Raw genomic sequence first — 20,249 nt, forward strand, 5'->3', positions numbered from 1 at the left:
ATACCTTTTCCTTCGAGATAAAAGCTGCTGAAGAGGATCTGTTCTGGGTGCCGACTGCTGTGTAATAACTTGCAGAGTCTGTGCAAGCTGCACGAAGCGTGTCTCCTTTGATTTGACCCACCACGCCACATCTATTGGCTATATTGAAAAAGCCTGCATAGCTTGTCGTCCCCGTTAGCGCCTCGGCTTCTTCAACCTGAGAAGCTGGAATCGCCGGCACCAGCATAACTACCAGCAAAAGCGCGACAGTCAGTCGCACGAGCTTATTCAGTATGGCGCTTTGGAGGCACCCCCCCCCCCGCAGCGCGGTTGGCCTTCCCCAGCCGCAGTGCCCCCTTGGTTCTGTCCCTTCTCATATACACGCACCCCCGTTTCACACGCCAGAGCGTCTCAAAAACAAATTCTCTCAATGCGTGTATATTCCCGTCGCCTCTGAAACGGTTCAAATTCTTCCGAACTTTTTTGGCAAGGTGGCTGCAATCCGCAAGCAACTGCTGTCTTTATACCATTCGAGATGAAAACGGCTCAAAAAAGGTTTTGGTTTTCCCGAGGACAGGGGCACGAACTTTCGTCGCCCTGCGGCGGCAAGCCTTGCGATGCGGGATGCGGTGATTCATTATAAAGAGCCGTCCGCCATTCCGAAGGAGCCGCCATGCCCGTACCCATAAGCCCCCATGAGCACCTGGCCCACCTGGTGCGTCGGGCCCAGGCGGGCGAGCGGGCGGCCTTCGACGAGCTGTACCGCAAGACGGCGCAGGTGCAGTACTTCACCATCGTCAGCAAAATCGGCGAGGCTGCGGCGCCCGACGTGCTGCAAGAGGTGTACCTGGTAGCGTGGCGCAACATCGGCAAGATAAACCCGCGATCCGTGGTGGCCTACCTGAACGCCACCGCGCGCAATCTGTGTCGCAAGCACCTGCGTGATTCCAGCGCCCCGAGTGCGGCCGTGACGGCCTCCGACGACGAGCTGGAACTGATGCGACGCAACAACCGCAGCCTAGTCGGCGGGGGCGATGGCGCTGGCGACCCAGCTGAGACGGTGACCACCCAAGACGAGCACGAGCGCCTGGCCCGCGCCCTGCAAGAGCACCTGACCGACCAGGAGCGCGACGTGCTGCTGATGCGCTACTACCAGAACCTGAAGCTGACCGACATCGCCGAGCAGACGGGATTGTCGCTGAGCACCGTGAAGCGCACCATCAACCAGGCGCTGGCCACCCTGCGCATGAAGATGGGCGCGGCGGTGCTGCCCTTCGGGCTGGCCGACGTGCTGGCCCAGGCCGTGGAGGTGCGCATGCTGCCCGACGTTGAGGGAGCGACCAGCGCTGGCGAGCGAGCGGCCCAGTGGGGCACGCGCGCCGTGGGGGCCGTGGCGCTGGCGGCGGCCCTGGGGGCCGTGGCCGTGGCATTGCAACCCATCGAGCCGCCCGAAGAGGTGCTGCCCGCCGACCCGATCCCAACCGCCGAGGCACCGGCCGACACCGCCCCGCCCACCGTGGCCGCCCAGGAGATCCAGAACGGCCTGGTGGTACTGACTATCGCCGACGATGTCTCGGGCGTTGCCGATGCCTGGTGCATCGACGCGAACGACACCGTCCACCACCCCTTGGATGCAACAGGCGCGGGCACCCTGCGCACCTATCGTTTCCAGCTGCCCAGCGGCACCTACGAGCTGCACGTGGCCGACGCCGCCGGCAACACCATCCACGGCCCTTTGGAAGTCTTGGTGTACCCGGAAGAGTAGCCCAACGCTGCGTGCGGGTGCATTCGTTGCAGGCGGGCTGAAGCCGCCCCTACGAGGGGGCTGCCAGCAGGCCCCAGACCCATACGGAAGGGACTCTGCCCCTTCCGTAGACAACCTATTCTCCTGCAAGTTTTTCTTGACAGATGTTTCCTTAAAAATTACTGTTTCCTTTTAAAGAAACGGTATGCTTTAAGGAAACATCATGGCAAACGAGCATGATCTTATTCTGCGTGCGGTTGAGCGCGCTCTTCCCTTCGGAAAGCTCGAGCGACTAGAAATGCACCCGCAATCTGGCACTCCAGGCCGAAGATGGGACGCCACGGGGCGCCTCGCTTTCGGAGAAAGCTTGTCCATCGACGTGTGTTTCGAAGCGGGCTCGTTCCAAAGCATGGCGGCCCTCTCGCGAGCGGTGCAGCAGATCAAGGCGTTCGGCACCGCTTCGGATTGCATCCCACTCCTTGTTGCGCCCTATCTCTCGCCCCAAAAGCAGCAACTCCTCCGAGACGAGAAAGTCTGCTACCTTGATACGGCAGGGAACGCATGGGTGGAAGCGGGAGGCGTTTTCATCGACCGCTGCAGCGGCAAGCAAAAGGAAGTGATCCCGTCGCTGACGCAAGACCCCTTCTCGGATAAGGCGTCCCTCGTCATAAGGCTTCTCTTTTCCGGGAACACGTTAGGCATCCGCCCTATAAGCGCTGCGCTCAGCGAGCAGGGTTTCGCCCTGAGCCCTGGCTACGTATCGAAGGTCGTCGCTTCTCTAGGAGAGCTGCGTTATGCGGTGAAAACAGGGGACGGCGTTCGGCTCGTCAACCGCGAGCTTCTTCTGCAAGATTGGAGCCATGCTTACCAGCAGAAGGCGCGGCGACGGCACAGTAGGGGCTGGTATTTGCCGGAAGCAGATCCCGCGCAGCTGGCTCGTCTCGTAGGCCGCGCGCTTGAGGGCAACGGGGCGCTTACCGACCGAAGCGGGGCCTCGTTCATTGACTCCCACGCGTCGTTCGATACCGTCGATATCCTGCCAAGCAATCGCGACGCCACCAGCGAGGTTCTGGAGAAACTGGGAGCCGTACCCGCCGAGCGCGGCGCCAACATCAATGTGCGCGAAGCCGCCTACCCCCTCTCCTCCCTTTACGGGTCCCGTTCTGTCGACGGCGTTCCAGTCGTTTCCGATCTCCAACTCTATCTCGACCTTCGCTGCCAGCCCCAGCGCGGCGAAGAGGCCGCCGAGCACCTCTACGAACGTCGCATCCGACCCCTCCTCGAAGAAGGCGAACGGCTATGAGCATCTCCGCAGATAGAGTTTTGGAAGAGTGCATTCAGGCAATAAGGCCTTATCTCGATCAGCTTGTCGTCGCCGGCGGATGGGTACCCTACCTCTATGTCAAGCTCTACGAAGGCGCGGCAACCCACGAGCCACTCTTAACGGTGGATTTCGATGCTGTCATCGCTCGCCATGCATTCGTCGAGCATTCCATCACCCTAGACAAAACTATCCTTAGCGCGGGTTTTAACTACGATTTTGCCTCCCTCGACATTCCTCCTGTTGTTAAATACGTCAAGAATCTCGAGGACAACCAGCAGGCCGAAATAGAATTCCTCACCGAAGCTGGTGCGGCCAAGCGCCCTGTGGAAGTTATTGGTTCCATCAACGCCCAAGCTCTTCAGTATATCGATGTTCTTCTCGATGAACCCTGGTCTTTTCCACTGGAAGACTATGCGCTCACAGGCTCTGGGTGCCTTAAGGTTCCGCGGCCGAGTCAGTACGTGCTTCATAAAATTCTTGTTGCCCCCAGAAGAAAAGGCGTCCGCAAAACCGCCAAAGACCTCTACTATGCGTTCTACGTTCTCGATGCTTTTCCCGCATGGCGTGCGGAAATTCTCGATCAACTGTCTCACCTCTCGCGTCAGAAGAACGCACAGGCCGCTGCGACGTACCTCGCAACCATGTTCGCCGACATCGATTCTCCGGGCGTGGAGCACGTGGTGTCGCAGCGCCCTCAAACCGCATACGCCACCATGACCGACGACCAATTTCGCCAATATTGCATGCACCGCATGAGCGAACTTCGCAGCGCCCTTCTGCGCCCATAGCGTACGCTGGGGTTTTGCCGGTTGCGGGCGGGCTGAAGGCCGCCCCTACGAGGGGGGGGGTGCCAGCGGAGGGGCACGCTGAACGAGGAGGGCAGCCGACTACATGCGGATGCACCAAGTGGAACCGTTTCCGCCCAGTTCGCGAAAAATGCGAAAACTTGCGAAAGTTGCAAAAGTTTGCGAAAGATGCGAAAGGAACCCCATGGGTCGGGCATCTTGATAACCGTTGACGAGGTTCAGCGCGACTGCGCGGAACTGGAAACGCTCACCCAGGCATCCCAGCATTTTCTGACCGAGGGGAAGCCATGCTGCCCGACGAGGGGCCGAGTGCCCTCGCCGATATCGCCCAGCGCATGGGGGTGCAGAGCAACTATGCCTCGAAATATAAGAAACGCCTTATCGAGGCGGGCGTGGTGGGAGACGTGGGCCAGGGGCACTACACCGTTGAGCTGCCCGGATTCAAGGAATACGTGCGCGAAGCCCTCACTTAGAGACGCAGATGCCGCCGCTGGCGACAATATTGTCTACGGGCCTGCCATCTGGTCATTTTAACTTTTTCATAGGTTTCACTTTAGTTTTTGCAAACAGGACCGTCTCGTGCCGATCCTTGTTCCGCACGCAAAAGGGCGCCTCCGAAGAAGCGCCCTCTCGTTTCACCATGCCTTTTCGCGCTTTCGCGCCCGCGCTGTCGCTTAGGCGAAGTCGCCGGCGGCCAGGCGGTGGCCCAGGGTGTAACCGAAGGTGAGGCAGTTGATGCCGTAACTGTTGCCCGGAATGGCAAAATTGTACTCGTTGGCGTACATGTCGCCGATCATGCAGCCCACGTTGAACAGACCGGGGATGGGCTCGTCGTTCTCGTCGCACACCTCCATGTCGGCACTCGTGCGCAGACCGCCCATGATGGTCATGAACGTGCAGGTGTTCACCGCAGCGTAGTAGGGGCCCGTCTCCTCAATCTCCACCAGGTAGGTGGGATCCTTGTAGAAGTCGGTGTCTTCGCCGGCCTTCACCAGCTCGTTGTAGTGGGCCACGGTCTCCTTCAGCTTAGCGGGGTCCAGCTCCAACTGCTTCGCCAGATCTTCCAGCGTGTCGGCCTTGAAGTACGAACCTTCCTCGGCGCCAGCATCCCAAATCTGAATCATTTCCTCGGCGGTCTTCGGCGGCAGGGTGTAGTCGGAGCCGAACAGGAACCATTCCTGACCGCGGTCGATGATGGTCTGCGGGTAGTTCTTCGTCCAAATACCGAAGGCCTTCATATCGGGCTGCGACAACAGATGGTGCGCCGTGTAGGGAGCCGAAACGTCCTCGCGCTGGTAGCGCTCAGCGCGAGTGTTCACGTTCAGACCCCAGTGGAAGCCCAGCGGCTCGTGGCCGCCGCCCCAGCCGCCCTGGTACATCGGGGCCGCCTCGGCCCTCTGCCACGCGGCGCCAATCCACAGGCCCATCTTCTGACCGTCGCCGCCGTAGATGCCGCCCATCTGGAAGCTGGTGTTGTAGTCGGTCTCCACCTGGTCGAAGCCCACCACGTCCAGGGCCTCGGGGCAGTAGCAGGCCAGCATTTCCTTGTCGAGAGAATAGTCGCCCGTGGCCAGCACGATGTACTTGCCGTTGAACTGCACATAGCCCTCGCCAGAGCCGTTGATCTTCGACGCCACCACGCCGGTCACACGGCCGCCGTCCTCGCGGATCAACTGCTCGGCCTTCATGTCGTAGACGATCTCCACGCCATATTCCAGAGCCTTCTTCTCCAGCGCCTCCACAGCGCCCTGCTGGCCCGTGGACACCATGGCCGAGTCACCCAAAGTGGAGAACGCGTGAGCGTAGTGGGGGCCAAGGTCGAAGTTGTTGTCGCGCTCCAGAATGACCGAAAGCCCCGCCTCGCTGGCGATGTCGATCATCCAGTTCATGGCCTCTTCGGACTCGTTGTAGCCGCGCATCCACTTGCGCTGGTCGACGGCAAACGACGCCGCGCGCATCTCGTGGTAGTAGAACGGCACGGGGTTGAAGGGCTCCACTTTCAGCTCCTCCATCACCTTGGAGTTGCGAGCGTAGTTAGAACCGCCACGGCTGATCGGAGCGCTGGAAGCCGAGAACAGCGTCACCTTGCCGCCCTTCTCGGCCGCGGCCACCGCCGTGGTCAGGCCGGACATGCCCGCGCCCACGACAATGATGTCGTTTTCCTTGGTCTCGGTGATCTGATCGGCCGGAATGGGCTCCGGCGGCACCATGAACGACCATTTCGGCATCTGATCGCCCAGCTTGATGACCACGTCGTTGGTGCTGACGGTGCCCTCGACCGCCGCGTTGCCCGAGCCCGCGCCCGAGCCTCCCGTGCTGCCCGAGCCGGTATTGCCCGCCGGCGAGCAGGCCGCCAGCCCCGCTGCTGCCGCAGCACCAGCGGCGCCGACGGCTCCCAGCTTCAGAAAATCACGGCGCGAGAAGTCATGTGTTTCAGTCATTGAAACCCCTTCCGTACACGGCGGGGGTACGCCCCGCCTTCTACTTTCAGGGATATGCGAAAAACCGCCTATCCCCTCCCGCCCACCAGTATGCCACGAGTGGTGCGGCCGGCCATGACACAAAATGTCGCATATGACCGAGCATGTGAAGAATGAACTGTTTCGGCTCAGAGCGGAACGAGAAAGCGATAATCGTTTAGGGAGAGTTTAGTCTCGTAACCCCCGCCGCAACAAACTTGCCAAGCATGGGGTGAGGTAACCTGCGCGAGGTGGACCATTTCAGAAGGGGCTACTCGTACGGAAGAGGACCCCGATGACACCGGCTCTTCACCGCGCAACATCGATGCGCACTTGCACATTAAGGCCTTGGGCGAACGATTCTATGACGTCGAGCGTAGCGTTCCCGCGACCGTTTTCAATACGACTGATGGCTGCTTGTTGGATACCCGTTCTCTGCGCCAACTCGTACTGGGTGATACCCCGCCCCTTGCGAGCCCGGGCCAAAGCCCCACCCACTTGGATCATCAACGAGCCGCTGACCTGGCGACCCGCTAGCTCCTCATCACCCCCTTCGGGTAATGAGACGCACCCGACGTGCCTGAAGTAGGGGCCCGCTCCGCAAGTAGGCCCGAAAAGAAGGGCGACCTCCTGGCCGCCCCTGAATCGTTTCGGATGGCTCGGTCAGCCGCTTACTCCATGCCCATTTCCTTTTTGAGGCGGGCCAGATCATCATCCACGGCTGCGGCGGCGCCAGCCTCGGCGTACTTCTTGGCCAAGTCCTCGGTGGGGTCGGCGGGCTGCTCGGCCAGCTCGGCCACAGCGTTGGCGCGGTTCAGCATGTCGTCGGCCTTGGCCTCCATACGATCGAAGGCGCTGCGGGCGCCCTCGGCGCGATCGCTGGCCGAGGTCATCTCGTTCACCTTGCTCTGGGTCTTGGCCACGGCGGCCTTGGCCTTGATCGTGGCCTTGCGCGCGTTCAGCTCCTCGATGTCGGCCACCAGCTTGTCGTGCATCTGGCGCATCTTGTCGGCGTTGGCCTTGGCTCCCTCGTAGGCCACCACGAGCCCCTCGGTGCGACCGGCCAGCTCCTGCTTCTTCGCTAGGAACACGCGGGCGTCGGCCTCGTTGCCCGCGGCCAGGGCCTTGCGAGCCAGATCTTCGTACTTTGCCATCTCGGCGGTGTTCTCGTCCACCAGCTTCTTGCAGCGCTTCTCCTCGGCCATGACACCGGCCGTGGCCTCGCGCACCTCAGCGAGGGACTCGGTCATCTCGCGCAGGTACTGATCGACCATCTTCTCCGGGTCTTCCGCCTTGTCCAAAAGCTCGTTGATGTTTGCCTTCACGATAGAGGTGAAGCGATCAAGAATACCCATGGTGGCTCTCCTATCTGGCCCGCGGGCCGGTTTACTTGCGTGTCGGCTGCACCGGCGGCGCATCCGACGCTGCTTCTTGCGCGTACTTCTTTTCCAGGTCGCTCAGCTCGGAGTCGGCGAACTGCTCCAAGGGCGTGTTCAGAATCTGCTCCATGCGCTCGGCCTCACGCTGCTGGGCCAGACGCCGGTTCCGCACGATCACGAACACGACCACGGCGACAATTATGACCGCTCCGCACACCGCGACAATCGGCAGCGGCGAGGGCGTCACCGTCATGATACGGTCGGCAGTGTCGCTGAAGGCCTTCGAGAAGATTTCCTCCTCGGACAGGCTCAGATCATCGTAGTCCTGGCTGAGGTAGGCTTCGAAAATCTGCATCGCCTCGTTGTCGAGCACCGAGCCGGTCTGCGATCCCGCCCAGTAGGCCGCGTTGAAGCGCCCATCGCCCGTGTCGCAGAACACCAGCACGAAATGAGCCTGATCGGTGAACAGCTCGTTGTACTTCTCTTTCGCAATGGCCTGCAATTCCTGGTAGGACGTCACCGATCCGTTGGGAAGGATGTACACGTGGGGCTGAATGCCCGTCTCCTCGTAGAAGTGGCGCAGACCGCGCTCCAGCTTGGCGGGATTGTGAATCCAGTCGCCGTCCACGTCGGTGTAGTAGCTGGTCTCGCTGGCCGCTCCGGCCGGCAGGGCCGTGCGCTCCACCGTGGACGCGGGCACGCCGGATGCGGAACATCCACCGCCACCCAGGGCCACCACCAGGAGCACCACCAGCACCACGGCCGCCAGAATGACGAACACGGTGCCGCATCCGTTGTTGGGCGCCTTGCCCTGGGGCGCGCCAGGCTGGCCCCCGCCCGCGGGGCCACCGGGACCGCCGCCGACCGGACCGCCCGGGCCACCCGGTCCCGGCTGCTGCGGACCACCCACGGGCATCTGCGGCGGCCGCGACGATCCGCCGCCGCGGCTCGAGCCGATCAAGCCGCCCAGCAGACCGCCCCAAAAGCTGCCGCCACCGCCGTAGTAGCCACCCGGGTAGCCGCCGAATCCGCCGCCTCCGAAGCCGCCGCCACCGGCCGAGCGACCGCGGCCCGAGCCTCCGGAGAACCCGCCCCTGAAGCCCCCGCCGCCGCTTCCAAAGCCGCCGCCTCCCGAGAATCCGCCGCCACCGCCTGACCGACCCATATTCGCCGCCTTACTTTACGATGAGCACGGGGACGTTGGTCTTGTGCAACACGGAATAGCACACGCTGCCCAGCATGCCGCGCACCGCGCCCAGCCCGCGATGGCCCATGACGATGCAGTCGTAGGCGCCCTCGTCGGCATAGGCGGTGATGGAGTCGTGGGGCGAGCCGTTCACCACGGCGATGGCAATACCCTCGGCGTCTCCCACCAACGGCGCGATGTTCTCCGCGATGGCATCAGTGTCGGCCTTGATGGCCTCGCTCTCCACCTGGTTGATCACATCCATGTCCATGCTGTCGCCCATAACGCCCGACATGCGCGAGGCGATCTTGAAGGTTTCCGCGTTGAAGTCGTGCCAGTCCACCACCGACAGCACGGTAATCTGCGCATCGGGCACACCGGCCGCCAGATCGAGGGCCGCCGCCAGCGCGTTCTTCGCCGGCTCGGACTTGTCATAGGGAACGAGAATCTTCTTATACATGGGGACCTCCTTCGCCCTTATGCGGGTATTCATTACCCGTGCGCTCAATAATTAAGCTCCGTTCATTTTATCACGGCACCTGAAGCCGCCCCCGTCGGCGCGCACCTGTAGACGCGATGTTACATGGGCCGGCGAGCTCCACACCGGCGCGGGCGCCCCTCCGCGATGGATCAGCGCACCGCGCCCGCATCCGCGCGCCAACTCCTACCGCGGCTCTTCGTTGTTCAGCAGCCGGTGCCGCGACACCATGATGCGGAATACCGTGTAGGCGCCCAGCACGAAGGCGCCCAGATATCCCAGCACGCCTAACAGCGGCACGCCCAGAAGCTGCGGCTCCATGTGGGTGGTGCACAAAATGGACGATCCCAAAAACAGCCCCGCCGACAGCAGGGCCAGCGACAGGCGCCCCACCGATGCGTAGATCGTGGCCAGAATGCGCGACGACACGTCCACGTCGGCATTCACTTTAATCTGGCCGCGATCGATCATCTCCAGGGTGTTCGACAGCTGAGTGGGCAGCTTCGCCAGAGCCTCCACCGATTCCGCCGACGAGGTAATCAAGTCAAAGGCCTTTGTGGCCAGGTACTGTGGGTCGGCCTGCTGGGTGATCACGTGCTTCGACACGATCTCGATCACGCTGGTGTCAGGCGATAGGTGAGCGATCACGCCCTCAATGGTGACGAAGCCGCGGGCCAGCATAGTCACCGACGACACCATCACCAGGTTCTGGTTGCGCAGAATCTCGATCACCTCGGTCAGCACCGTGCCGACGTTGATCTCCTTCATCTCGGCGGTGCTGTATTCCACCAGCAGCCGTCCGAGCGAGTCCAGCAGCGCGCCGTGGTCCACGGGTCCGCGCACACGCACCAGACCCATGAGCGCTTCTTTCAGCAGGTAGGCGTTGCCCGTGGCTACGGCCGTGAACACCTTCCCCACCAGCATGCGTTCGGACACCGTGAGGCTGCCCACCATCCCCAAGTCAATCCATACCACCTCGCCGTCGCGCACAAGGATATTGCCCGGGTGCGGGTCGGCGTGAAAGAAGCCGTGATCGAGCACTTGGGTCACGTAGCTCTGACACACGCGCTCGGCCAGGCGCTTCACGCTGATGCCCTGGTCGCGCAGAGCCGCCGTGTCGGTAATCTCGGTGCCCTGGACGAATTCCATCACCAACACCGATTCCGTGGAGAACGCCGGATAAGGCACCGGCGAGGTAACGCCCTTCTCGTCGGCGATCTCCTGATGGAAGCGCACGAGATTGCCCAGCTCGTGGGTGAAATCCACCTCGTTGGCCGTAGTGCGCTCGATCTCCTCCACAAAGCCCTCCAGCGACAGCAGAATGTCGCGGTGAGCGTTGCTGGCAAACTCGCCGACAGCCAGCAGGTGCTTCATCAGCATGATGTCCTCGGCCATATCTTCGGCCACACCGGGGCGGCGCACCTTCACAGCCACGGTGGTGCCGTCCAGCAGCTGGGCCTTGTGCACCTGCGCAATGGACGCCGCGCCCAAGGGCTCCGGATCGATGGAGGCGAACACCGTGTGCCACGAGGCCTGGTAGGCGCGGTCGATCTGCTCGATCACTTGATCGAAGGGCATGGGATTCACGTCGTCGCGCAGCTTCTCGAAAGCATCGCAGTAGGCCTTCGGCAGCAGATCCGATCGGTTCGATGCCAGCTGGCCGATCTTCACATAGGTGGGGCCGAGCGCCTGCAGCACCTCCACGGCCTTCTCGGGGGTCAGGCCGCGCATCACGTGGTACTCGCGCATGATATGGATGATCTCGTTCATGCGCTTGTGCGAGGTTTTGTCCTTCAACGATATCTCGGCGACTTTGACGAACTCTTCGAATGTGGCCACGGCGCCTCCTTTCCGCGCCCCCATACTACCGTCTGAAACCCAGACCTTCCCACTGATCAATTCACTTGGCAACGACCCGTTGCCCACATACGTCGGGTCGGACCGACCCTCTAAGAGAAAGGGTTGGTAACAAAAATTGTCAAGTCTTTTGCTGCGGGGTTGTTGTCGTATACTAAGGGCAAGTCCTGTTCCCGCCATACACTGCGATGGACCGACGTATTGAACTGAGGGAGCTTTAGAAGCTGGTGGAATGGAGATTCGTATCCGTTGATACGAAAGCCAGGAGCCCAGATGCGAGCACCCACCTTGTGAGGTGGGTTCATCCTCGGGCGGGGGCAGGACGTTTCTCTGCCTTGCTGCCGTCCCTCGCACGGCGCTAACGGGCGCTTCCTCTTACCGCACCCATCGCCTGCGGCAGCGCGCTACTTTTCAGCGCCCTCGCTGGGAGCAGGCACGGCGGCGGCCACCGCCACCTCCGCAGGCTCGGAGACGACCGGCGCGTCCGCCGGTTTCCCCACCGCCTTTCCCGCCAGGGTGTCCACCGCCTCCTCGATGAGGTGGTTGTGCACGTAGGGGGCGATGGCGCGGATGGCGGCATCGGTAGCATGGGATGCCCGGTCGGCATCGGCAATGGTGAAGTTGAGAGAGCCCTTGAAGCCGTGCTCGGTGATGGCGCTGAAGCTGACCGAGGGACCCTTCTTGATGCGGCTCACCCGCGACACGGCCTTCTCGGCCGCCGCCTCGATGTGATGGGCCGCCGCTGTCAGCCGCTCGCTGTCGGTGGTCACGATGAGCGCGATGGACACCTCGTTGAGCGGCGCCAGCTTCGCCACGGCCGTAGAGGTCATCAGCGAGTTCGGAATATTCACGCGATTGCCCGCGCTGTCCACGATGGAGGTGTAGCGCCAGGTGACGTCCTGCACCACACCGCTCACGCCCGACGGACCCATGCGGATGTTGTCGCCCGGCTCCACCGACCGCGACAGGCTGACCTGCAGCCCGCCGAGCAGGTTGGACAGGGTGTCCTGAAAACCCAGGGAAATGGCGATACCGACGACGCCCAGGCCCGTGACCATGGCGTTCACGTTCACGTCGAAGCAGATGGAGAGCACGCACCCCACGCCGACGATCCACACCACCACCCGCACCAGGTTGATGAAGATGGAGCTGGAGGGCAGCAGCGTCGTGCGGTCGAGCAGTCGCCGCATGAACGACACCGTCACCCGCGAGATCACCAGCGTGACCAGCAGAATGGCCACAGCACCCAGGGCCGTGTTGAACCAGTCGGCATGCACGAATTGGTCGAAGATGTTGAAGAGGTGTTCCATGGCTCCATTATAGAAGCGGCTCCCGCACCTGGTGCAGGGAGCCGCTCGTATTCACGGTTTCGTTATGAGCGCAGAAGCGATGGTGGGGCCGTGCGCGATCCGCACAGGCGCCCGCGGGCCAGCTGCGACCGATGCTCAGCGCCGAGCCGCCGAACCTGGCCAGCCCTCGCCGACGCCCGCGCCGTCGGCCGTCCTAGGCCGCCTGACCGCCCTGCTGGCCGCCGTTCGCGCCCGGGTCGGGCTGAGGGTCGGGATCGGGCTGCGGCGCAGCGGGACCCTTGCTCACCACAATGGTGACCGTCGATCCCTTCTTGGCCGAGCCACCGGCGGGATCCTGGGAAACGACCTTGCCCTTCTCAACGTCGCTGGAAGTCTCTTCCTGCACGTTCACCTTGAAGCCCGCGTTTTCCAGCGTGCTCTTGGCGTTGTCGCGCGACGAGCCGATGGTGTTGGGCACCTCTACCTCGGGGTCGGGCTCGGGCCCCTTGCTCACGGCGATCTTCACCGTGGAACCGGGCTTCACCTTGTCGTTCAGCGGGCTCTGCCAGATCACGCGGCCCTCGCGCACACTGTCGTCGTACTTAAGCTCGACCTCGACCTTGAAACCGGCATCCTCGAGGATCTTGGTGGCCTCTTCCTCGGTAGAGCCCTCCACCTTCGGCACCGACATCAGCTCAGTGCCGCGAGATACCACGTACTCGATGGTCGAATTCTTCGCGGCCTGCTCGTTGGCCGCGGGGAACTGCTCCATAATGTGGCCCTCTTCCACCTGCTCAGAGTAGTTGGACTCGCGCTCGACGATCTTGAAGCCCAATGCCTCGGCCTTCTTGCGCGCGTCATCCACCGACAGGTTGTACAGATCGGGCACGGCCACGGTATCGGGACCCTGGGACACCACGATGTTCACCGTGGTCCCCTTGTCGCGCTTCTCGCCGCCGGCCGGATCCTGGCTGATCACGGCATCCACCGGTGCGGTGTCGTCGGCCACGCGGGACACGTTCACTTCGAAGCCCGCCTGCTTCAGCTCGAACTCGGCCTCGCTCTGCACCTTGCCCACCACGTGGGGCACTGCCTCGGATCCCTCGTTGGCCGCGCCGCCCTGAGACAAGGCAAAGGCAAGGCCGCCGATCAAGGCTATGGCCAACGCGCACACGAGCGCGATGATTAGGCCCTTCTTGCTCTTCTGCGGCGGTTTGCTGTCGCCGCGATAGGTGGTGGGGGCAAAGCTGCCCGTGTTGGACGGGCTCATGCCCGCGCCGGCACCGTGCACCGCGGGCATTACCTGGGTGCTGTCCACCAGGGGAGCCGGGGTGGCCACCGGGCCCATGACGCGGGTCTGGGCGTTGGTGAAGCCCGCCCCGCCGCCAGGCAGCGACACGGGACGGCCGGCCAGGTAGTCGTTCAGCGCCAGACGCATGTCATTGGCGGTGGCGAAGCGGTCGGCCGGGTTCTTGGCCATGGCCACCATGATGATGTCTTCCAGGTCGGGATCGATGTCGGGGTTGATGGCGCTGGGCGGCTCGGGCTCGTTCTTCACCTGCTGCAGGGCTACCGACACCGCGTCGGGCCCGTCGAAGGGAAGGCGCCCCGTAGCGGCCTCGTACAGCACGATGCCGAGCGAGTAGATGTCGCTGGCCGCGGTGAGGTCCTTGCCCTGGGCCTGTTCCGGCGAGATGTAGTGGGCCGTGCCCAGCACCGCCGAGGTCTTGTCGTTCACGGAGTTCTTGGCCCGCGCGATGCCGAAGTCCATCACCTTCACGTTGCCATCGGGCTGCACCATGATGTTCTGCGGCTTGATGTCGCGGTGGATGATGTCCTGGTTGTGGGCCACGGTGAGGGCCTGGCACACCTGGGAGCCGATTTCGGCGGCCTTGCGCTGGTTGATAGCGCCGCGCTGCTGGATGGCCGTCTTCAGATCGGACCCGCGCACGAATTCCATCACGATGAAATAGGTGTCGTCGTCCTGGCCCCAATCGTACACGTTCACGATGTAGGGGCTCTGCAGGTTGGCCGCAGCGGCGGCTTCCTGACGGAAGCGCTGGGTAAAGGACGGGTCGGCGGCGAACTGGGGCAGCATCACCTTCACGGCCACCACGCGGCCCAAAGTGTTGTCCTGAGCGCGGTAGACCTCGGCCATACCGCCGATGCCGATACGATCCTTTATCTCATAGCGGCCACTGAAGACCTTGCCTGTCATGGTTCCCTGTGCGGTCACGTTCTTACTCCTTAAAGTCACATGCGGGGGTTTGTTTGCGCTTGGTTTTCGATGCGATCTCGCGTGAGTTGCTTCATTGTACTACAGCGCTCCTACCACTTCGAGAGCTGTTTTCAGCACGTCATGGGCGGCCGCCGCACCCGAGCCCGACTCGGCGCGCTCGAGGTTGATGGCCACGACGACCTTCGGATCTTCGGCCGGGGCCATGCCCACAAACCAGCTGTCCGTGTCGCCGTCGCCTCTCTCCGACGTACCCGTCTTGCCGGCCACCTTCACACCCTCGATGGCGGCCCGGGTGCCTGTGCCTTCGGTTACCACACCCTCCAAGACGGTCATCACCCTGGCGGCGGTTTCCTTGTCGATCGCCTGCTTCAGCTTCACCGGCGCGGCTGAGAAGCTGCGCTCGCCATTGGCGTTGTATACGCCGTCCACCAGGTAGGGCTGCATGAGCACGCCCTCGTTGGCGATGGCCGAGCCCACCATGCACATCTCGAGCACCGTGGCCTGGGGGCCGGCGGGGCTCTCGTGCTCGCCCACGGGCTCGCCGCAGGCGGCCCAGGCCGTCTCCCATTCGGTCATCTCGTCGGGGTCGGGCATGAGCGACATGGCTAGGGGCAGGTCGAATTTGATGGTCTCGTTGAAACCGAAGTTCATGGCCATCTGCACCAGCAGATCAGCACCGATCTGCACGCCCACCTGGCCGAACACCGTGTTCGACGAGTACCAGGTGGCCTGCTCCAGCGTGATGCGGCCGTAGTCGCGCTTCTTCACGTTGGTCACGGGCGCGTTGCCGATCTCCATCTCGCCGGGGGCGTCGTATTCCGTGGTGGGCGTGGCCACGCCGTCCTGCAGGGCGGCGGCCAGCGACACCATCTTGAAGGTGGAGCCGGGCGCGTAGAGCGCCTGAGTCGCACGGTTGTACAGCTCGGAAGAGTTCGAATCAGCGCTCTGGCTGAGCAGCGCCTCGTAGTCGGCAGCGTTGAAGGTGGGCGACGAGGCCATGCCCAGCACCGCTCCGGTCTCGGGATCCATCACCACACAGGCGCCCACCTGGCCTTCCAAAGCCGCCTGGGCCGATTCCTGGATGCGCGAGTCGATGGACAGCGTGACGTCGTTGCCCTTGGTCTGGATGCCCGCCAGGGAATTCACCACGTCGGTAAAGCTGGCGAAGTTCTGCTGGCCGCGCAGGGTGTCGTTGTAGGCCGCCTCGATGCCGGCGGTGCCGAACTTCTGCGACGAGTAGCCCACGATGTGGGCCGCCAAGGTGCCCGCAGGGTATTCGCGCTTATAGGTGCCGTCGTCCTGGCGCACCGACCGGGCCAGCACCACGCCGTCCTCGGTGGATATCGTGCCCCGCTCCATCTTCGCCTCGCGGGCGATAGTGTGGTTGTTGCTGGGCATGTTCTGATATTCCGGCGCCTTGATGATCATGATGTACGTAAGGTTCGCCACCAGCACGGCGAACAGCAGCGAGTACATCAGCATGGCACCCGTCAGGCGCTTGCCCAGAGCCACACGGCCCAGCACCGAATCGGCACCGTGGACGCCGATAGCGCCCGTACGCTGGATTTCCGAGTCAACGCCCGTGCCCTCGTCGCCGCAGCGCAGCAGAAAGCCCACGATCATGAAGCTGGCAATAAGCGACGAGCCGCCCTGGCTGACGAAGGGCAGGGTAATACCCGTCAGGGGAATGAGCCGGGTAACGCCGCCCACGATAATGAAGGCCTGCAGCACGATGATCGAGGTGAGGCCCACCGCCGTGAACGAGCTGACATCGCTTTTCGCGCGCGCCGCCGTGACGACGCCGCGGATAGCGAAGCACAGGTACAGCAGCAGCACGCCGGCCGCGCCCATCAGGCCCGTCTCTTCGGCGATAACGGGGAAGATGAAGTCGCTCTCGGCAACGGGAATGCCGCCCGCATCCACCGGGCCGCCGCCCATGCCGCGACCGATGCCCGTGCCGAACAGATCGCCGTCGGCCAGCGAGAACAGCGACTGCACTAGCTGGAAGCCGCCCCCCTGGGCCGCCGCGAAGGGATCGAGCCAGATGCTGACGCGGGTGCGAACGTGCCCCATCATGCCATAGAGCGCCACCGCGGCGATGGCCGCCAGGGCGATGGACACCACCAGGTACATCTTCTTCCCGGTGGCCACGTACAGCATGATCACGAACACACTGAACAGCACCAGGGCCAGGCCCAGGTCCTTCTCCAGCACCACGACGACGAAGGCCAGGGCCCACATAATAATGAGGGGCAGCAGCGTGGGCAGGCTGGGCAGATGCACCGGGCCCACCTTCCACGTGAACACCGACAGCATCTCGCGATTAGCCGCCAGATAAGCCGCGATGAAGAACACGATGAGGATCTTCGCCAGCTCGCCGGGCTGGAACTTGAACGAGCCGACCTGCAGCCACAGCTGACCGCCGCCGGACTCGTAGCCGATGATCGGCAGCATAGGCGACAGCAGCAGCAGAATGCCGGCGATCATGAGGGTGTACTTGTAGTTGGCCAGCTTGTCCAGGTTGCGCACGAAGGCCAGCACCAGGATCATGACCACAATGCCCGCGAACAGCCACATCACCTGGCGCACGGCCAGGTCCGGCACGATACGGGTCACAAAGGCGATGCCTATGCCCGACAAGGCGAAAGCGATGGGCAGGATGGCCGGGTCGGCTGCCGGGGCCAGCTTGCGCACCGCCAGATGGGCCACCACAAACGCCCCGAAGATGCCCAGGGGCACGCCGAGGGTGTTGACGGACAGCTCTTGGCCACCGGTCACCACCATCATCGAGAACAGGACGATGACGATGGGCGACGCGATGATCAGCAGCAGAAGTTCTATGTTGCGCCGGCTCATCGGATGATCACCTCGCGGCTCCCGGGGCCGAGGCGCCGGCGGGGTCGCGATCGGAGCCGGCATCCGGCTCGCCGGCGGCCGAGCTGGCAGCAGCCACATCGGCTGCGGCGTCGGCATCGGCCTTGGCGCGGTCGGCGATTTCGGCCTCGTATTCCTTCACGAGGCGCTCGGCGGCATCCACGCTGTCCACCTTGATAACCTCTTCGCGCAGGCGATTGGCCGTGCCCGGCTGCAAATCATCGACGGCCACATCGGTGGCGCGAACCAGCTTGTGGGCGGAAAAGCCGAACAGCTCTCCGGGAACGCCCTGGTAGATGGCCACCTTCCCGTTTTCCTCCACCAGATAGGCCGAGTTGTTGGCCAGATAGTTGAAACCGTAGGCGCATACCGCCAGCACGCCCACCAACAGCACGCCCAGCATGATAGCGGTGGCGCGGGCGCGGCGGGTCATCTTGCGGCGGTGCTGCTCGGCCAGGCCTGTCACGTCTACCACGATGACGGTCACATTGTCGTAGCCGCCCAGGCCGATGGCCTCGTTCACCAACTGGGCCGCGCAACGCTGCGGGTCTTCGGCGTTGACGAGGATCTTCTCGATCTGGTTGTCCTCCAGCATAGTGGACAGGCCGTCGGAGCACAGCAGCAGGCGGTCGCCCGCTTCCACGTTGATCTCGAAGAGGTCGGGGCAAGTGCGGGGGTCGGAACCCAGAGCCCGCGTGATCACCGAGCGCTGGGGATGTACCCGCGCCTCGGCCTCGGTGATCTGGCCGGCCTCGATGAGATCGGCCACCAGAGAATGGTCGCGGGTCAGCTGCTGCAGCTTCCCACGATGCAGCAGGTAGGCGCGCGAGTCGCCCACCTGGGCGATTACCAGGCGGTCCTTCTCCAAAATCGCCGCCGTGGCCGTGCAGCCCATGCCGGCGCGGCCCACCCCTTCGCGAGCGGCCTTGATGATGGCCAGGTTCGCCTCTTCCACCGCCTGGCCCAGCGCGCTGGCATCGGCGTGCTTGGGGGCATTCTTCGCAATGACGTCCACGGCGATCTCCGAGGCCACCTCACCGGCAGCGTGACCGCCCATGCCGTCGCACACCGCGTACAGCGGCGGCATCACGACCAGGGAATCTTCGTTATGCTTGCGCACACAGCCCACATCGGTGCGGCTGCCGAAAGCGGAGTTCGCCTTCTTGCGACCAGTCAGGCGCGCCATTACTGGTTCCTCACACGAATATCGACGTCGCCGATGGTGACCACATCCTTATTGCGCAGGGCCACTGGTTCGTGCACGGGACGACCGTTCACCGCCGTGCCGTTCTTCGAGCCCAAGTCTTCTACGAACAGGTTCTGCCCCATCAGCTGGAACCGCGCGTGGCGGCCCGACACGTAGCCGGCGCCGATCACGATGTCGGCACCCGGCGCGCGGCCCACGATCACGGGGCCATGCACCGCGATGGACACGCCGCGCAGCTCCTTGGGGCCGCGCTCCACCGATACGGTCCAGGCGCGCTCCTTCTTGCGCGAGCCCTTCACCATACCGATGCCCGTGCGCATGATGGCGAACAGGAACAGATAGAGCAGCGCCACAAACAGCAGGCGCGCTATTAACAGTACGAGATCGATCACCCGATGGCCTCCTTGGCTCGTGCTGGCGCGGGCCGGCTAGATGAGCTGGAATTCGAGGTTGGTGGTGCCCACGATGATGCGATCGGCGTCCTGCAGCGCCGTGGACTTGATCTGGCGGCCGTTCACGAACGTGCCGTTCGTGGAGCCCAGGTCGGTGAGAATCCACGCGCCCGATTCGTCCTGGCGGATTTCCGCATGGACGCGCGACACGTTGATGTCGGGAATGACAATGTCGTTCTTCGACTCGCGCCCGATGGTCTCGGCGTCGCCGGGTAGCGTGAAGGCGCGATCGTTGGTGATGTCATAGATGTAGGCCTGGCGCCCCTCGGTGTCCTCGGGAACGAAGTCGTAGTCGTCGGCCATCTGGTTGAAGTTCATGGTCTGAGGCTTGGGAGCCGGCGCCGGAGCGGGCGCTGGCTGGTAGCCGGCCTGGTAGCCGGCGGGCGCGGCGGCGCGGCCCATGGCGCCCTGGCCCTGGGGACGCAGGATACCGTAACGAGCGTATTCTTCCTGGCGCAGCTGCTCGACCAGGGGGGAGGCCACCATCTCGGCAATGACGTCGAACTTGCCATGGCGCAGATCGTCATCCACGATGAAGCGCACAAGGGGCTGACCGTCCATGACGAGACCCTGCTCGGCGGCCTTGGCGGACAGGTAGGTCTCGGTCTCGCCGGCCAACGTGGGATAGTAGCCCAGCAGACGGCGATCGTCGTCGGCGTTCACGAGCACGGTGTACAGGGTGGGAGCATACTGCTTGCCTGCGCCGACCATCTTCTCGCGGCGCATCTGCTTCTCGGCCTTCTTGGCAATCTGCACGGGAGACAGCGGGGCCGCGCCCATGCGGTCGGCGGCACCTTCCACGGTGTCTTCCATTTTGCCTTCGAACCTTGAGAGGAGTCCCATGCGCTTCTCCTTGTATCTACCATGTTTAAGCTGCGACTAAATGCACATCGGAATATTTTGCCATAAACCATTGGTCACGGGGTCAACAAGCCTCCAACCTTACGCAATCGTCACAGGGAACTGGAGCATGGGA

Annotated in this window: 17 protein-coding genes; 4 read left to right on the top strand and 13 right to left on the bottom strand. The window is 63.3% G+C overall.

Annotation, left to right across the window (positions count from 1 at the left end; all coding sequences use genetic code 11):
* The coding region (locus G503_RS16785) for a hypothetical protein (protein ID WP_235715559.1) at window positions 1-259 on the bottom strand (259 nt) is incomplete at its 3' end.
* Between the two features lie 393 nt (window positions 260-652).
* On the opposite strand from G503_RS16785, the gene G503_RS15735 reads away from it, so the two are divergent.
* The 4 genes from G503_RS15735 to G503_RS0111060 all read left to right on the top strand — a co-directional run bounded on the left by G503_RS15735 (window position 653) and on the right by G503_RS0111060 (window position 4,326).
* The gene (locus G503_RS15735; RefSeq protein WP_028027615.1) at window positions 653-1,744 is read left to right on the top strand and encodes an RNA polymerase sigma factor; all 1,092 of its coding nucleotides are present in this window, start codon (window positions 653-655) and stop codon (window positions 1,742-1,744) included.
* A 202-nt stretch (window positions 1,745-1,946) separates the two neighbouring features.
* On the top strand, window positions 1,947-3,026 hold the full coding sequence (locus tag G503_RS0111050; protein ID WP_028027616.1) for a type IV toxin-antitoxin system AbiEi family antitoxin: 1,080 nt from the start codon (window positions 1,947-1,949) through the stop codon (window positions 3,024-3,026).
* Window positions 3,023-3,835, top strand: a complete 813-nt coding sequence (locus G503_RS0111055) for a GSU2403 family nucleotidyltransferase fold protein (RefSeq protein WP_028027617.1) — start codon at window positions 3,023-3,025, stop codon at window positions 3,833-3,835. The genes G503_RS0111050 and G503_RS0111055 overlap by 4 nt, the downstream gene beginning before the upstream one ends.
* Window positions 3,836-4,140: 305 nt before the next feature.
* Window positions 4,141-4,326, top strand: coding sequence for a hypothetical protein (locus tag G503_RS0111060; RefSeq protein WP_028027618.1), 186 nt, complete (start codon window positions 4,141-4,143; stop codon window positions 4,324-4,326).
* Between the two features lie 201 nt (window positions 4,327-4,527).
* Here G503_RS0111060 and G503_RS0111065 read toward each other — a convergent pair whose 3' ends face one another.
* The 12 genes from G503_RS0111065 to G503_RS0111125 form a co-directional block, all read right to left on the bottom strand.
* Window positions 4,528-6,294, bottom strand: coding sequence for an FAD-dependent oxidoreductase (locus G503_RS0111065; protein ID WP_028027619.1), 1,767 nt, complete (start codon window positions 6,292-6,294; stop codon window positions 4,528-4,530).
* A gap of 327 nt (window positions 6,295-6,621) precedes the next feature.
* The gene (locus G503_RS16965) at window positions 6,622-6,819 is read right to left on the bottom strand and encodes a helix-turn-helix domain-containing protein (RefSeq protein ID WP_035023014.1); all 198 of its coding nucleotides are present in this window, start codon (window positions 6,817-6,819) and stop codon (window positions 6,622-6,624) included.
* A gap of 164 nt (window positions 6,820-6,983) precedes the next feature.
* Window positions 6,984-7,667, bottom strand: a complete 684-nt coding sequence (locus G503_RS0111075) for a PspA/IM30 family protein (RefSeq protein WP_028027620.1) — start codon at window positions 7,665-7,667, stop codon at window positions 6,984-6,986.
* Between the two features lie 31 nt (window positions 7,668-7,698).
* Window positions 7,699-8,856 (bottom strand): hypothetical protein, encoded by a 1,158-nt coding sequence (locus G503_RS0111080; RefSeq protein WP_051191169.1) that lies wholly within the window; start codon window positions 8,854-8,856, stop codon window positions 7,699-7,701.
* Window positions 8,857-8,866: 10 nt separating this feature from the next.
* Window positions 8,867-9,337 carry a universal stress protein gene (locus tag G503_RS0111090; RefSeq protein ID WP_051191171.1) on the bottom strand — a complete coding sequence of 157 codons (471 nt, stop codon included), beginning with the start codon at window positions 9,335-9,337 and terminating at the stop codon, window positions 8,867-8,869.
* Between the two features lie 204 nt (window positions 9,338-9,541).
* On the bottom strand, window positions 9,542-11,194 hold the full coding sequence (locus tag G503_RS0111095) for an ABC1 kinase family protein (protein ID WP_028027622.1): 1,653 nt from the start codon (window positions 11,192-11,194) through the stop codon (window positions 9,542-9,544).
* A gap of 422 nt (window positions 11,195-11,616) precedes the next feature.
* Window positions 11,617-12,522: a mechanosensitive ion channel family protein gene (locus G503_RS14955; RefSeq protein ID WP_084636572.1), complete on the bottom strand. Its 906-nt coding sequence runs from the start codon at window positions 12,520-12,522 to the stop codon at window positions 11,617-11,619.
* Between the two features lie 193 nt (window positions 12,523-12,715).
* Window positions 12,716-14,719 (bottom strand): Stk1 family PASTA domain-containing Ser/Thr kinase, encoded by a 2,004-nt coding sequence (pknB, locus tag G503_RS14960; protein ID WP_051191174.1) that lies wholly within the window; start codon window positions 14,717-14,719, stop codon window positions 12,716-12,718.
* Between the two features lie 99 nt (window positions 14,720-14,818).
* Window positions 14,819-17,596 (bottom strand): FtsW/RodA/SpoVE family cell cycle protein, encoded by a 2,778-nt coding sequence (locus tag G503_RS0111110; RefSeq protein ID WP_028027623.1) that lies wholly within the window; start codon window positions 17,594-17,596, stop codon window positions 14,819-14,821.
* Between the two features lie 7 nt (window positions 17,597-17,603).
* Window positions 17,604-18,800, bottom strand: coding sequence for a Stp1/IreP family PP2C-type Ser/Thr phosphatase (locus tag G503_RS0111115; protein ID WP_035023019.1), 1,197 nt, complete (start codon window positions 18,798-18,800; stop codon window positions 17,604-17,606).
* Window positions 18,800-19,213, bottom strand: a complete 414-nt coding sequence (locus G503_RS0111120; protein WP_028027625.1) for an FHA domain-containing protein — start codon at window positions 19,211-19,213, stop codon at window positions 18,800-18,802. Before G503_RS0111120 ends, G503_RS0111115 begins: the two co-directional genes overlap by 1 nt.
* Before the next feature lie 36 nt (window positions 19,214-19,249).
* Entirely contained in the window at window positions 19,250-20,116 is an 867-nt protein-coding gene (locus G503_RS0111125; RefSeq protein WP_028027626.1) for an FhaA domain-containing protein, read from the bottom strand.
* Window positions 20,117-20,249: the final 133 nt, after the last annotated feature.

Origin of the sequence: Adlercreutzia mucosicola DSM 19490 (assembly GCF_000422625.1) — a bacterium.
In the GTDB taxonomy this organism is placed as follows: domain Bacteria; phylum Actinomycetota; class Coriobacteriia; order Coriobacteriales; family Eggerthellaceae; genus Adlercreutzia; species Adlercreutzia mucosicola.